Source organism: Cryobacterium sp. Hz7, from assembly GCF_004402815.1.
GTDB classification, from domain to species: Bacteria; Actinomycetota; Actinomycetes; order Actinomycetales; family Microbacteriaceae; genus Cryobacterium; species Cryobacterium sandaracinum.
Genome location: NZ_SOFB01000057.1, coordinates 136,617 through 150,502, shown reverse-complemented (window position 1 = coordinate 150,502; position 13,886 = coordinate 136,617). Strand labels below are relative to the sequence as shown.

At 66.5% G+C, this 13,886-nt stretch carries 12 protein-coding genes and 1 pseudogene; 7 read left to right on the top strand and 6 right to left on the bottom strand.

All coding sequences use genetic code 11. The annotated features are described in order from the left end of the window. Positions 1–202: pseudogene (locus tag E3N86_RS15675) on the bottom strand (Fe-S cluster assembly protein SufB); the annotation flags it as partial. A 309-nt stretch (positions 203–511) separates the two neighbouring features. Between E3N86_RS15675 and E3N86_RS15670 the strand changes: the two are divergent. Continuing rightward, entirely contained in the window at positions 512–1,402 is an 891-nt protein-coding gene (locus E3N86_RS15670; protein WP_241986186.1) for a heme A synthase, read from the top strand. Between the two features lie 76 nt (positions 1,403–1,478). Here the strand turns inward: E3N86_RS15670 and E3N86_RS15665 are convergent, their stop codons facing one another. Then, positions 1,479–2,399: a heme o synthase gene (locus E3N86_RS15665; protein WP_241972973.1), complete on the bottom strand. Its 921-nt coding sequence runs from the start codon at positions 2,397–2,399 to the stop codon at positions 1,479–1,481. A gap of 283 nt (positions 2,400–2,682) precedes the next feature. Between E3N86_RS15665 and tkt the strand changes: the two genes are divergently transcribed. The 6 genes from tkt to pgl all read left to right on the top strand — a co-directional run bounded on the left by tkt (position 2,683) and on the right by pgl (position 10,919). Continuing rightward, a complete protein-coding gene (gene tkt, locus E3N86_RS15660) occupies positions 2,683–4,776 on the top strand; it encodes a transketolase (RefSeq protein ID WP_134371581.1) in 2,094 nt (697 codons plus the stop codon). 59 nt (positions 4,777–4,835) lie between these two features. After that, entirely contained in the window at positions 4,836–5,972 is a 1,137-nt protein-coding gene (gene tal / locus E3N86_RS15655; protein ID WP_134512257.1) for a transaldolase, read from the top strand. Continuing rightward, positions 5,969–7,576 carry a glucose-6-phosphate isomerase gene (locus E3N86_RS15650; RefSeq protein ID WP_104100560.1) on the top strand — a complete coding sequence of 536 codons (1,608 nt, stop codon included), beginning with the start codon at positions 5,969–5,971 and terminating at the stop codon, positions 7,574–7,576. The genes tal and E3N86_RS15650 overlap by 4 nt, the downstream gene beginning before the upstream one ends. A gap of 69 nt (positions 7,577–7,645) precedes the next feature. Further along, entirely contained in the window at positions 7,646–9,187 is a 1,542-nt protein-coding gene (gene zwf / locus E3N86_RS15645; RefSeq protein WP_134371577.1) for a glucose-6-phosphate dehydrogenase, read from the top strand. After that, a complete protein-coding gene (locus E3N86_RS15640) occupies positions 9,184–10,152 on the top strand; it encodes a glucose-6-phosphate dehydrogenase assembly protein OpcA (protein ID WP_104100558.1) in 969 nt (322 codons plus the stop codon). Before zwf ends, E3N86_RS15640 begins: the two co-directional genes overlap by 4 nt. Next, positions 10,149–10,919 carry a 6-phosphogluconolactonase gene (gene pgl / locus E3N86_RS15635; protein ID WP_134371575.1) on the top strand — a complete coding sequence of 257 codons (771 nt, stop codon included), beginning with the start codon at positions 10,149–10,151 and terminating at the stop codon, positions 10,917–10,919. Before E3N86_RS15640 ends, pgl begins: the two co-directional genes overlap by 4 nt. A gap of 95 nt (positions 10,920–11,014) precedes the next feature. Here the strand turns inward: pgl and E3N86_RS15630 are convergent, their stop codons facing one another. The 4 genes from E3N86_RS15630 to pgk all read right to left on the bottom strand — a co-directional run bounded on the left by E3N86_RS15630 (position 11,015) and on the right by pgk (position 13,882). Then, positions 11,015–11,383 carry an RNA polymerase-binding protein RbpA gene (locus E3N86_RS15630; protein WP_134342442.1) on the bottom strand — a complete coding sequence of 123 codons (369 nt, stop codon included), beginning with the start codon at positions 11,381–11,383 and terminating at the stop codon, positions 11,015–11,017. A gap of 79 nt (positions 11,384–11,462) precedes the next feature. Further along, complete coding sequence (secG, locus tag E3N86_RS15625; protein ID WP_104100555.1) at positions 11,463–11,714, bottom strand: preprotein translocase subunit SecG; 252 nt, start codon at positions 11,712–11,714, stop codon at positions 11,463–11,465. A 162-nt stretch (positions 11,715–11,876) separates the two neighbouring features. Further along, entirely contained in the window at positions 11,877–12,677 is an 801-nt protein-coding gene (tpiA, locus tag E3N86_RS15620; protein ID WP_134371573.1) for a triose-phosphate isomerase, read from the bottom strand. Next, positions 12,668–13,882: a phosphoglycerate kinase gene (pgk, locus tag E3N86_RS15615; RefSeq protein ID WP_134371571.1), complete on the bottom strand. Its 1,215-nt coding sequence runs from the start codon at positions 13,880–13,882 to the stop codon at positions 12,668–12,670. Before pgk ends, tpiA begins: the two co-directional genes overlap by 10 nt. Between the last annotated feature and the right edge of the window lie 4 nt (positions 13,883–13,886).

The following is a 13,886-nucleotide window of genomic DNA, read 5'->3' as shown; positions in this document are numbered from 1 at the left end:
GCTTGCGCTCAAACAACTCGAGGGCCTTGAGGCGACGCTGCAGCATCCACTCAGGCTCGCCCTTGAGATTGGAGATATCGGTCACCACCTCCGGCGAAATCCCGCGGCGAGCGGAGGCACCAGCAGCATCGGAGTCGGACCACCCGAACTCGTAGACACCGAGCCCCGCAAGTTCGGGGCGGTCAAGAAGGACGTCAGACATATTTACCTCTTCTGCCACCCCGGCAACCCGGATATTAGTCCGGTCGTTCCCAGAATGGCCTCCAGCGGAGACCCAGTCAGGGATCGGTTGTGTGGGCGGCTACGTTGCGTACCTAAGATGTTTAAGGACGACGCGCGCCGCGGTTGTGGCAACCGCAACGTTCCCGCCCATGAAAAACTTAATTCTACAGGCTGGCGACGGGTTCAGCAGTGCGATCCGGCGTTTTCACATGTGGTCATCGAAGAGGGAGCAGAACCGGTGAATCGAATTACGGCGTGGTTGCCGACCAGGATTGACAGGCGTGTGCGTGTGATCGCGTGGATCTACCTCGCCGCCCAGATTCTGCTGGTCGGGACGGGAGGCCTGGTGCGCCTGACCAGCTCGGGCCTCGGTTGCCCCACCTGGCCCAAGTGCACCGCGGACTCAGTGGTCAACACGCCCGAGATGGGCATCCACGGCTACATCGAATTCGGCAATCGCCTGCTCGGAGTTGCCCTCGGCCTGGTCGCGATCGCGGCCTTCCTCGCCGTGGTGCGCCTCCGCAAGGAACGCCCCGACCTGTTCTGGGTCGCCCTGCTCGCGGGGTTGGGCATCCCCGCGCAGGCCGTTATCGGCGGCATCAGCGTTCTTGCCCAGCTGAACCCCTATGTGGTCGGCATCCACTTCGTGATCTCCGTGATCCTGGTCCTGCTGTGCACCGTCTTCGTGCACCGGGTCTACACCGGCCGGGTGCGGCGCATCCTCGCGGTTCCGGTCTGGTATCGGACGCTGGCGTATGCCACGAGCGCGGTCGTGTTCGTCACGATCCTCGTCGGCATTCTCACCACCGGCTCGGGCCCGCACGCCGGGGACGCGGATGCTCCCCGCACGGGCCTTGACCCCGAAATCCTGCAGCACGTGCACAGCTGGCCGGCCTACGTCACCGTTGCCCTCACCGTGGTTCTCCTCGTCGTGGCCTTCTCGCGCGCTCTGCCGACGCAGGGCTGGGCCCTTCTCCTTCTGCTCGTCGAGGCCATGCAGGTCGGCGTCGGCCTGATCCAGTCCAACACGGGGCTCCCTGCCGGGTTGGTCGGCATCCACATGGTGCTCTCCTGCGTGCTCGTGGCCATCCTGACCGCGCTCGTCCTGAACCTCAGCAAACCGGTGGACGTGCGGGTGTCCCCCAGAGCGACCACCCCCGACCTGGTCGGTCACCGGTAGCGACGTAAGTCCTCGTCGTTTAGTTGTGATCATCACGGCCCGAACGCCGTGCCCGGTGTCGAACGGGAGCTGCGGGCTAGAACGGGAGCAGCGGATCAACTCCGACGGCCAGGAACAACAGGGTGAGATAGGCGATCGAACCGTGGAAGAGGCGCATCGGCGACACCTCCACGTGACGGATCGCCAGGCCGTACAGCCGGTGCGTCTCGGAGATGAACCAGGCGCCGGTCACCAGGGCCACAAAAAGGTACAGCAGGCCCATGTCCGCGATCGGTACGAGCAGGAGCGAGCAGGCGACGGTCGCCCAGGCGTACAGGATGACCTGTAGGCCCACCTGGCTGCGGCCGCGCACGACGGCGAGCATCGGCACCCCGGCGGCCTGATAGTCGTCACGGTATTTCATGGAAAGCGGCCAGTAGTGCGGCGGCGTCCACAGGAAGATGATCAGGAACAGGACGAAGGGCGGCCATGACAGGTCGCCGGTCACTGCGGCCCAGCCGATGAGCACGGGCATGCAGCCCGCGATGCCGCCCCAGACGATGTTCTGGGCCGTGCGGCGTTTCAGAACCATCGTGTAGAAGACGACATAGAGCAGGATGGCGCCCAGCGACAGGGCCGCGGCGAGCCAGTTCGTGAAGGCCAGCAGCCAGAGAATCGATGCCAGGCCGACCAGCCAGGCGAACACCAGGGCCTGCCGGTCGGTGAGTTCCCCCGTGACGAGCGGGCGATTCTGGGTACGCTTCATCAGCCGGTCGATGTCCCGGTCGATGTAGCAGTTGAACGCCCCGGCAGAGCCGGCGCTAAGCGCACCGCCGATCAGAGTTGCCACGACCAGCCACAGGCTCGGGATGCCCTGTTCGGCCAGGATCATCGTGGGAGCGGTAACCACCAGGAGCAGTTCCACGACCCGCGGCTTGGTCAGCGAGAGGTAGGCCCTTGCCGTGCGCCGGAGCGTGCGTGGGGCGCTCAGGATGTGGGTTTCGGCGGCTCCGGGCAAAGCTCCTCCAACGCTGGTGACAGTGACTGTGATTCTAGGCGAACTGTCGGAACCGAAACCGTCGACGGGCCGCCCGGGGTGCGTCACGAGACGACACATCACGGGTCCGAACCGGCGTTGCCTATACTGGGGGTGCTCGCCAATCTCGGTGCATGCATGCTGATCCACCGGAACCGGGCATCTGCTGCGACACCGTGATGACGCTGATGTCCTCGGGCGCGCACAATAGCGGGTGCGGGTTCTCAGCAACCTTCTCCCCTGTCTTCAGAAGGGTCAATACCAAGTGGCAGCACTGCAGTGGGATTCAATCGACAGCAAGGCGGTCGACACCGCGCGCCTCCTCGCGGCCGATGCCGTGGAGAAGGTCGGGAACGGGCATCCCGGTACCGCCATGAGCCTCGCTCCCGCGGCCTACCTCCTGTTCCAGAAGGTGATGCGGCGTGACCCGTCCGACAACGAGTGGATCGGTCGGGACCGTTTCATTCTCTCGGTCGGCCACAGCTCGCTCACCCAGTACGTGCAGTTGTACCTCGGTGGCTACGGACTCGAGCTCGAAGATCTGAAGGCTCTGCGCACCTGGGGTTCCAAGACGCCCGGGCACCCGGAGTACGGCCACACCGACGGGGTCGAGATCACGACCGGTCCTCTGGGCCAGGGTCTGGCCTCCGCCGTCGGCTTCGCCTACGCCTCCCGCTTCGAGCGCGGACTGTTCGACCCGGAGGCGTCGGTCGGCACGAGCCCGTTCGATCACTTCGTGTACGTGATCGTTGGCGACGGCGACCTGCAGGAAGGCATCACGAGCGAGGCCTCCTCCCTCGCCGGCCACCAGCAGCTCGGCAACCTGATCGCGATCTACGACAGCAACCAGATCTCCATCGAGGACGACACCAACATCGCCTTCACCGAGGATGTCGCGGCCCGCTATTCGGCCTACGACTGGCACGTGCAGACAGTCGACTGGAAGCAGACCGGCGCCTACGTCGAGGACATCGCCGCACTCCACGACGCGATCGAGGCGGCCCAGGCAGTCACCGACAAGCCGTCGCTGATCATCCTGAAGACCATCATCGGCTGGCCCAGCCCGAAGAAGCAGAACACGGGCAAGATCCACGGCTCGGCGCTCGGCGCCGAGGAGCTGGCCGCCGTCAAAACGGTCCTCGGTTTCGACCCCGCGCAGGCCTTCGAGGTCGCCGACGAGGTCATCGCGCACACCCGACAGGCCGTGGACCGCGGGGCCGTCGCCCACTCCGCCTGGAACGTCGAGTTCGAGGCCTGGGCGACCGCCAACCCTGAGCGCAAGAACCTACTCGATCGGGTGCTCTCCGGCGACCTGCCCGACGGCGTCGAGGCGGCCCTGCCCGTCTTCCCCGCCGGCACGGAGGTATCGACCCGTGCCGCGTCCGGCAAGGTCCTCACCGCGCTCGGCAAGGTCATCCCCGAGCTGTGGGGTGGCTCCGCCGACCTCGCAGAATCGAACAACACCACCATCGGCGGTGCTGCCTCCTTCATTCCGAGCGAGCACTCCACCAATGAATGGACCGGCAACCCCTACGGCCGCGTGCTGCACTTCGGCATTCGCGAACACGCCATGGCCGCCATCCTGAACGGCATCGTGCTGCATGGGAACACCCGCCCCTTCGGCGGCACCTTCCTGATCTTCAGCGACTACATGCGCCCGGCCATCCGCCTGGCCGCGCTGATGCAGGCCCCCTCGATCTTCGTCTGGACCCACGACTCCGTCGCCCTCGGCGAAGACGGCCCCACCCACCAGCCGATCGAGCAGCTCGCGACCCTGCGCGCCATCCCCGGACTCGATGTGGTGCGCCCCGGCGACGCCAACGAGGTGTCCTGGGCGTGGAAGACGATCCTCGAGCGCCGCCAGGGACCGGCCGGCATCGTGCTGACCCGCCAGAACATTCCCGTGTTCGAGCGCGGCGAGGGCGACGCCACCGGCGACGTGCTCGCATCCGCCCGAAACGTGGCCCGGGGCGCCTACGTGCTCGCTGAGGCTGCGGGCGGCACACCTGATGTGATCCTGATCGGCACCGGCTCCGAGGTGCAGCTGGCCCTGGCGGCCCGCGAGCAGCTCCAGGCCGAAGGCATCAGCGCGCGCGTCGTGTCGGCCCCCAGCCTCGAATGGTTCCGGGAGCAGAGCGCCGAGTACCGCGAGGCTGTCCTGCCCGCATCGATCACCGCCCGGGTATCCGTCGAGGCGGGCATAGCGTTGACCTGGGACAAGTACGTCGGCGACCGTGGCCGCAGCGTCTCGATCGAGCACTTCGGTGCGTCGGCCGATTACAAGACCCTGTTCCGTGAATTCGGCATCACGACGGATGCCGTCGTCGCCGCCGCCAAGGAATCTCTCGCCGCGCACTGAACCCGCTGCGCCGCGACACCACACACCTGAATACCCTGCATTCCAAGGAGATACGAAATATGACTGAGAACACTCCCCTAGCCGAGCTGTCATTGGCCGGCGTCAGCATTTGGCTGGACGACCTGTCTCGGGAACGCATCGCTTCCGGCGGCCTGGCGAACCTGATCGACACGAAGAACATCGTCGGCGTGACCACCAACCCGACGATCTTCGCCGGCGCCCTCAGCAAGGGCGAGGCGTACGCGGAGCAGGTGGCCGCTCTTGCCGCCGCCGGCACCAGCGTGCACGACGCCGTGTTCGAGATCACCACCGACGATGTGACCGCGGCCAGCGATATCTTCCGCCCGGTTTACGATCGCACCCGCGGCGTCGACGGGCGCGTGTCGATCGAGGTCGAGCCCGGGCTGGCCCACGACGCGGCCGGCACGGTCACGCAGGCCCAGGAACTGTGGGCGAAGGTCAATCGACCCAACGCCATGATTAAGATCCCCGCAACGGTGGAAGGTCTCGAGGCGATCACCGCGACGATCGCCCTCGGCATCAGCGTCAACGTCACCCTGATCTTCAGCCTCGAACGTCACCGCCAGGTCATCAACGCGTACCTGTCCGGCCTGGAGAAGGCCAAGGCGGCCGGCCTCGACCTCAGCGTGATCCACTCCGTTGCGTCGTTCTTCGTCTCGCGGGTCGACACCGAGATCAACACCCGCCTTGAGGTCATCGGGACGACAGCCGCGCTTGCGCTCAAGAGCAAGGCCGGCGTCGCGAACGCCCAGCTCGCCTATCAGGTCTACGAGGAAGCCTTCTCCACCGAACGCGCCCTCGGCCTGATCAGCGCCGGAGCCAACAAGCAACGCCCCCTCTGGGCCTCCACCGGCGTCAAGGACCCCAGCCTCCCCGACACCCTGTATGTGACCAACCTGGTCGCGCCCGAGGTCGTCAACACCATGCCGGAGAAGACCCTCGAGGCCACACTCGACCACGGCGTCATCCCCGCGAACTCCATCACCGGCGCGTACGACGAAGCCAACCTGATTCTCGACGCACTCGCGAACGAGGGTGTCTCGTACAACGACGTCACCCAGGTACTCGAGGCCGAAGGCGTGGCCAAGTTCATCGTCTCGTGGAATGAACTCCTCGAGACCGTGACCGCTGCCCTCGAGACCGCCACGACGACCAAGAACGGGGCCGCACTGTGAGCTTCCACATCTCCGTGAGCGGCGCGGCGGCCGAGGCCGTTCGCACCACCGTCCCGACCCTGGTGGCCGACCTCGTCGCATCCGGGATCACCGCCCTTGACCCGGCCCTCTGGGGCCCCGAAGCCGAAGCCGAAGCCGCGAAGCGACTCGGCTGGACTGAGTCCGTTACGGATTCCCGTCCGCTGGTCGCGGAGATCCTTGCCCTGCGCGACTCCCTGCGGGCCGGCGGAGTCACCCGTATCGCCCTCACCGGCATGGGTGGCTCGTCGTTGGCCCCCGAGGTCATCACCCGCACCGCCGGCGTGAACCTCACCGTGCTCGACTCCACCGACCCCGGTCAGGTCCTCGCGGCCCTCGGCGAGAACTTGGCCGCCACCGCGCTCGTGGTGTCGTCGAAGTCCGGCTCCACGGTCGAGACCGACAGTCAGCGCCGTGTCTTCGAGCGCGCCTTCCGCGAGGCCGGCATTGACCCGGTCGAGCGCATCATCATCGTGACCGACCCTGGCTCCCCCCTCGACGCGGATGCCCGTTCCGTGGGCTACCGAGTCTTCAACGCGGACCCCACGGTCGGTGGACGTTTCTCGGTGTTGACTGCGTTCGGACTCGTTCCGTCCGGCCTTGCCGGCGTGGACATCGCCGAGCTGCTCGACGAGGCCGAGGCCGTTTCGCTTTCCCTTGCCGTGGACACCGCCGAGAACCCGGGGCTCATCCTGGGTGCGGCCATCGCCGCGACCACCCCGCGCCGCGACAAGCTGGCAATCGTCGAGGATGGCACCCACATCGTCGGTTTCGCCGACTGGGCCGAACAGCTGATCGCCGAATCCACCGGCAAACAGGGCATCGGCATCCTTCCCGTCGTGCTCGACCTGGATGCCCCCGAGCTGACCCTGGACCTGCCTGACCTGCAGGTTGTTCGCCTGGTCTCCGACGCCGGCCGCGACGTGTTCTCCGATAACGGCGGACACGACGAGATCCGGATCAGCGGCACCCTCGGCGCGCAGTTCCTCGTCTGGGAGTATGCCACCGCCGTCGCCGGCCGCTTGCTGGGCATCAACCCGTTCGACCAGCCGGATGTCGAGGCCGCCAAAAACGCGACCCGCGGTCTCCTCGACGCCCGTCCCGAACCGGTCCCCGCCGCGTTCATCACGGACGGAATCGAGATCCGCGGCACCGCGCACGTGATCGGCGCCGCCAGCGATCTGCCCTCCGCTATCGATGCCCTGATCGAGGAGCTGGGCACGGACGGCTACATCTCCGTGCAGGCCTACGTCAACCGGCTGGAACTGCCCCAGCTCGCCGAAATCCGTGATCTGCTGGCCGCACTGGCCAAGCGCCCGGTCACGTTCGGCTGGGGACCGCGGTTCCTGCACTCCACCGGCCAGCTGCACAAGGGCGGACCGGCCACCGGAGTGTTCCTGCAGATCCTCACCACCCCGGACGTCGACCTCGACATCCCGGAGCGCCCCTTCACGTTCGGGGAACTAATCCTGGCCCAAGCCAGCGGTGACGCCAGCGTGCTGGCGGACCACGGTCGCCCCGTACTGACGCTGACGCTGACCGACCCGGCCATGAACATCGCCACCCTGTTCGACGCACTGCGCTAACCCGTTCGGCGCCGGCCCGCGGGCCGGCGCCGAACAACGTGCTCGACCGCCACATCTCGAAGGAGCTGCATGTCCCCGGTGGAAATCACCCCGGAGTTCAATCCACTGCGTTCACCAAACGACTACCGTCTGAATCGCATCGCCGGGCCCAGCAGCTTGGTGATCTTCGGCGTCACCGGTGACCTGTCGCGGAAGAAACTCATGCCGGCCGTCTATGACCTCGCCAACCGAGGCCTGCTTCCGCCGGGTTTCGCGCTCGTCGGATTCGCACGCCGCGACTGGACCAACGAGGACTTCATGAAAGTCGTGCACGACTCGGTCAAGGAGTACGCGCGCACCGAGTTCAACGAGGACGTCTGGACTCAGCTGGCCGAGGGCATCCGTTTCGTGCCGGGGTCGTTCGACGACGCCGCGTCGTTCCAACTGCTCAAGGACACCATCGCGCAACTCGATCGGGAGCGCGGGACGATGGGCAACCATGCGTTCTACCTGTCGATCCCGCCGAAGGCATTCCCGCAGGTCACGGAGCAGCTGCGCCGCTCGGGCCTGGCCGATCAGACGGACGGGCAGTGGCGGCGGGTCGTGATCGAGAAGCCGTTCGGCAGTGATCTGCAGACCGCGCGCGAACTCAACGCCGTGGTCGAGTCGGTCTTCCCGCCCGACTCGGTCTTCCGCATCGACCATTACCTGGGCAAGGAGACGGTGCAAAACATTCTGGCCCTCCGCTTCGCGAACCAGTTGTACGAACCGATCTGGAACGCCAACTACGTCGACCACGTGCAGATCACCATGGCCGAGGACATCGGCGTGGGCGGTCGGGCCGGCTACTACGACGGCATCGGCGCAGCCCGGGACGTCATCCAGAACCACCTGCTGCAGCTTCTAGCGCTAACCGCCATGGAGGAACCAATCTCCTTCGACGCTGCCGACCTGCGCACGGAGAAAGAGAAGGTTCTCGCCTCCGTCCGGCTTCCCGACGACCTCGCCCGTGGCACGGCCCGCGGCCAGTATGCCGGCGGTTGGCAGGGCGGCGAGAAGGTCGTGGGGTTTCTGGACGAGGACGGGATGGACCCCGAATCCCTCACCGAAACGTATGCCGCGCTGCGGCTGACCATTGAGAACCGCCGGTGGTCAGGGGTGCCCTTCTACCTGCGTGCGGGCAAGCGTCTGGGCCGCCGGGTCACCGAGATCGCCGTGGTGTTCAAACGAGCTCCCCAGCACCTCTTCGGCAAGGGAAACTCCGCACCGTTGGGCGAGAACGCCCTGGTCATCCGGGTGCAGCCCGACGAAGGCGTCACCATCCGTTTCGGTTCCAAGGTGCCCGGTGCCGGCATGCAGGTGCGCGACGTGACGATGGACTTCGGCTACGGCCACGCCTTCACCGAGGCCAGCCCCGAGGCCTATGAGCGGCTCATCCTCGACGTGCTCCTGGGCGACCCGCCGCTCTTTCCCCGGCACGAGGAGGTCGAGCTGTCGTGGAAGATCCTCGACCCGATCGAGGAGTTCTGGGCGAAGCAGGGCCAGCCCGAGCAATACCGGCCGGGAACCTGGGGTCCGGTCTCGGCCGACGAACTGCTGTCCCGCGACGGCCGACATTGGAGACGCCCATGATCGTCGATCTGCCCAACACGACCACCTCCAAGATCTCCAAGGCCCTGGTGCGCATCCGCGAAGAAGGCGGCGCGGTGGCCCTCGGCCGCGTGCTTACGCTCATCATCGCGTCCACCATGGGCCGCGAGGAGGAGGCCATCGAGGCCGCGAACGACGCGTCCAGGGAACACCCTATGCGCGTGATCGTGCTGTCGACGATGGACCAGGATGACACGGCCTCCCCACTCGCCCCCCGCGTCGACGCGGAAATCCGTGTCGGCGGGGACGCGGGCGCCAGCGAGGTCATCGTGCTGCGCGCCTACGGTGAGGCCGCCAGCGACCCGGAAAGCCTAGTCACCGGTCTGCTCCTGCCCGACGCCCCCGTCGTGGCCTGGTGGCCCGGTGTGGCGCCCACTGTGCCAGCGGATTCGCCCCTCGGGCGCATCGCCCACCGGCGCATCACGGATGCTTCCGCGCAGCCCGACCCGCAGGCCGCGCTTCATCACCTCTGCGGTTCATACCGTCCCGGCGACACGGACTTCGCCTGGACCCGCCTCACCCTCTGGCGCGCCCAGCTGGCGGCGGTCCTCGACCAGCCGCCCTACCTGCCTGTGACCGCCGTGCAGGTCACCGGTGCCGCGGACTCGCCGTCCACGACACTCCTCGCCGCCTGGCTCGCTCTGCAGCTGCAGGTCTCGGTGGACTACGAGTTCACTACGGGGCCGCTGTCCCACGGCATCCGGAGTGTGCACCTGACGCGCTCCGCCGGGCTCATCTCGCTCGAACGAGAAGTGCCCGACATCGCCAGACTCACCCAGCCCGGCCAGCCCGTTCAGGACCTCACCCTCAAGCGGCGGAGCCTGCGGGACTGCCTCAGCGACGAGCTGCGCCGCCTCGACCCCGATGAGCTGTATGGTGAGGTCATCACGCGCGGCCTACCGCACCTTGACGATGTGGTCGCAGAACACAACGAAGGACGACCGTGACCAACGAACGACGCGTACTTGTGCACACCGATCGCGCGGCCCTGGCCGCCTCGGTGGCGGCCCGATTCATCACAACGACCGTGGACCTCCTGCACGAACAGGGAGAAGTCAACGTGGTCCTGGCCGGCGGCAGCGTCGCGATCGAGGTCTTGGAAGCTGTCAACGCCTCCGCGGCCCGCGACACCATCGACTGGGGCCTGGTCACGTTCTGGTGGGGTGACGAGCGCTGGGTGCCCAAGGAGCACCCCGACCGCAACGAGCGCCAGGCTCGCACCGCGCTACTCGACCACATCCAGATCCCGGAGGCGAACATCCACCCCTTCGCCGCCTCGGACGAAGGAGTCGACCTCGACACCGCAGTCGAGAGCTACGCCGCGTTGCTCGAGTCCGCCTCGATCGAGGGAACCGACCTGCCGCGCTTCGACATCACCTTCCTCGGCGTCGGGCCGGACGGCCACGTCGCCTCCCTATTCCCGCACCAGGCCGGCATCCGCGAACATAGCAAGAGCGTGCTCGCCGTGCGCAACTCTCCCAAGCCCCCGGCGGAGCGGCTCAGCCTCAGCCGACCGGCCCTGAACTCCTCACGGTGCGTGTGGATGGTGCTGGCCGGGCCGGACAAGGCATCGGCGCTCGGTCTCGCCCTAGCCGGCGCCAGCCGCGACGAAGTGCCCGTGGCGGGCATCAAGGGCCGCCGGTACACGAACTTCTTCGTCGACCGGGAGGCCGCTGCGGAGGTCCCCGAGAACCTCACCGCGTCGACGTTCTAGAACAGTCACCCGCTCGGGCAGACCCGCACACCGAGAAAGGCCCCGACCGGAGTCGGGGCCTTTCTCAGTGAACGACAGGCGTGCGCGTCCAAACGTCAGTTCGTCGCGGACAGCTTGCCCCGGCGCACGCGCAACTGCTCCAACGCTTCTTCGAGGAGCGATTCTGCCTCTTCCTCGGTGCGGCGTTCCTTCACGTAGGCAAGGTGCGTCTTGTACGGTTCAAGCTTGACCACCGACGGCGGGTTCTCTTTGTCCCGCCCGGCCGGGAGCCCCGACGACGGGCAGTCGATGGTCACCGGAATCTCGTCATCGGGGAGGTTTGCCGCGAAGTAACGCACGGTCTCGTTGCCGAGGGCGTCCCAGTAGGACACCTTGATGCGGTCCGCGTGAAAACCGCGGTCCTGCTCGCCCATGGGGCCGGCACCGACCCGGGATCCTCTGATTGCGCTGCCACCAGATGCCATTATGTTCCTCCGCTTGAAAAGGGCGTTGTAGCCGATTGACCGGTTGAGCTAGAGCTCGTCGAAACTGTGAAACGGGAGGCTAAAGCCCCGTGTCGAACTTGGTGAGGAGTCCCAGGATTACGATGCAGGTAATCCAGAGCAACCCCAGGATGACGGTGATGCGGTTGAGGTTGCGTTCCGCCACACCGGACGCACCGAGGTTGGAAGTGACACCTCCGCCGAACATGTCGGACAGACCGCCACCACGCCCCTTGTGAAGCAAAATGAGCATGGTCAACAGGAGACTCGTAATTCCGAGCAACACCTGCAGCACAACCTGGAGAATCTCCACGCAAAAACCTTTCACAGTGCGATGGGCCCAAAAAGCCCATCAAGATCAGTGATAATCATAGCCTGACTCACGAACCAGCCCACCGACCCCCTGTTGGGGGCCGATGGGCTGCTTCGAGGCCTGCTGCCGAGTTGAGACAGCAGATGTGGTGCAGTTGTCTTGTTACAGACCGACCTGCTGCTGGAACCGGACGATGCTCGAGAATTCGTCGATATCCAGGCTGGCGCCGCCCACCAGGGCGCCGTCCACGTTCGGCTCACGCATGAAGCCCGCGATATTCGAACCCTTCACGGAACCGCCGTACAGGATACGGGTCTTGTCGGCCACATCCTGGCCCAGCGTCTCCGTGAGCACGAGACGCAGTTGCGCCGCCACCTGCTCGGCCTGCTCCGGCGTTGCCGCCTTGCCGGAACCGATCGCCCAGACGGGCTCGTAGGCGACGACGAAGTCGGCCGCGTTGGTCACGCCGGCCAGGGCCGCGCGCAACTGGGCGACCGGTACGGCGCTCGGGCCGTGCAATTCCAGGTCCGCGGCAGACTCGCCGACGCAGATGATCGGAACCAGGTTGTGCTTGAGCGCTGCCGTGACCTTCGCCGAGACGATCTCGTCAGTCTCGGCGTGCAGTGTGCGGCGCTCGGAGTGACCGATCAACACATACTTGCACTCGAGCTGCGCGAGGAACGCGCCGGAGATTTCACCGGTGAACGCGCCCGAATCCTGGGCCGACACGTCCTGGCCGCCGAAGACGATCGGGAGCTTGTCAGCGGAGACGAGCGTCTGCACGGAGCGGAGGTCGGTAAACGGTGGGAACACCGCGACCTCGACCGCTGCGACATCGTGCTTCGCATCCTTGAGATTCCAGGCGAGTTTCTGGACGAACGCGATGGCCTGGAGGTGGTCCAGGTTCATCTTCCAGTTTCCGGCAATCAGCGGAGTGCGTCGTGGGTGTTCGTTTACTGCCATCCGAGGACCTCCAGTCCTGGCAGGCGCTTACCCTCGAGGAACTCGAGGCTCGCGCCGCCGCCGGTAGAAATGTGACCGAACTGGTCATCGGTGAAACCGAGGATGCGCACGGCCGCGGCCGAATCTCCACCACCGACGACACTCAGGCCGTCGACCTCGGTCAGCGCGCCGGCCACCGCACGGGTGCCCTCCGCGAACGGCGCCAACTCGAACACGCCCATCGGGCCGTTCCAGAAGACCGTCTTCGACGACCGGATGATGTCGGCGAACGCCGCACCGGTCTCCGGTCCGATGTCCAGACCGAGACCGGAGGCACCGAACGTGGTGCTCTCGATCGCGTCGGCCGGGGTGACCCCCACTTCGGCGTCTGCCCCAAACTTGGAGGCAACGACGATATCCGTCGGCAGCACGATCCGCACGCCCAGTCGCTCCGCTTCCTGAAGGTAACCGCGAACGGTTTCGATCTGGTCGGCCTCCAGCAGGCTTGCGCCCACCTTGTGGCCCTGAGCGGCGAGGAACGTGTACGCCATGCCGCCGCCGATGAGCAGCGAGTTGACGCGGGGCAGCAGGTGCCCGATGACGCCGAGCTTGTCGGACACCTTCGAGCCGCCCAGCACGACCGCGTACGGCGCTTCGGGCTTCTCGGTGAGGCGGTCCAGGACTTCGAGCTCAGCGGCGATCAGGAGGCCGGCCGCGCTGGGAAGGATCCCGGCGAGGTCGTACACACTGGCCTGCTTGCGGTGCACGACGCCAAAGCCATCCGAGACGAGCACATCGCCCAGAGCGGAAAGCTCCGTGGCGAAGGCGCCGCGCTCGGCGTCGTCCTTGGCGGTCTCCCCCGCGTTGAAGCGGAGGTTCTCGAGAACAACCACGTCACCGTCGGTGAGGGCGGCAACGGCAGCCTGAGCCGACGCCCCGACCGTGTCCGTGGCGAATGCCACGTCCGCGCCCAGGAGCTCGCCGAGACGGTCGGCAACGGGAGCCAGGCTGTACTTGGCTTCCGGTGCGCCCTTCGGGCGACCGAGGTGCGACACGATCACAACTCGCGCGCCCTGCTCGATGAGGGCCTTGATGGTGGGCAAGGATGCCCGGACACGCCCATCGTCGGTGATCTGACCGTCTTGCAACGGCACATTCAGGTCACAACGGACGATGACGCGCTTTCCGCCGAGCTGCCCCAGTGAATCAATAGTACGCAGCGTCACTGCG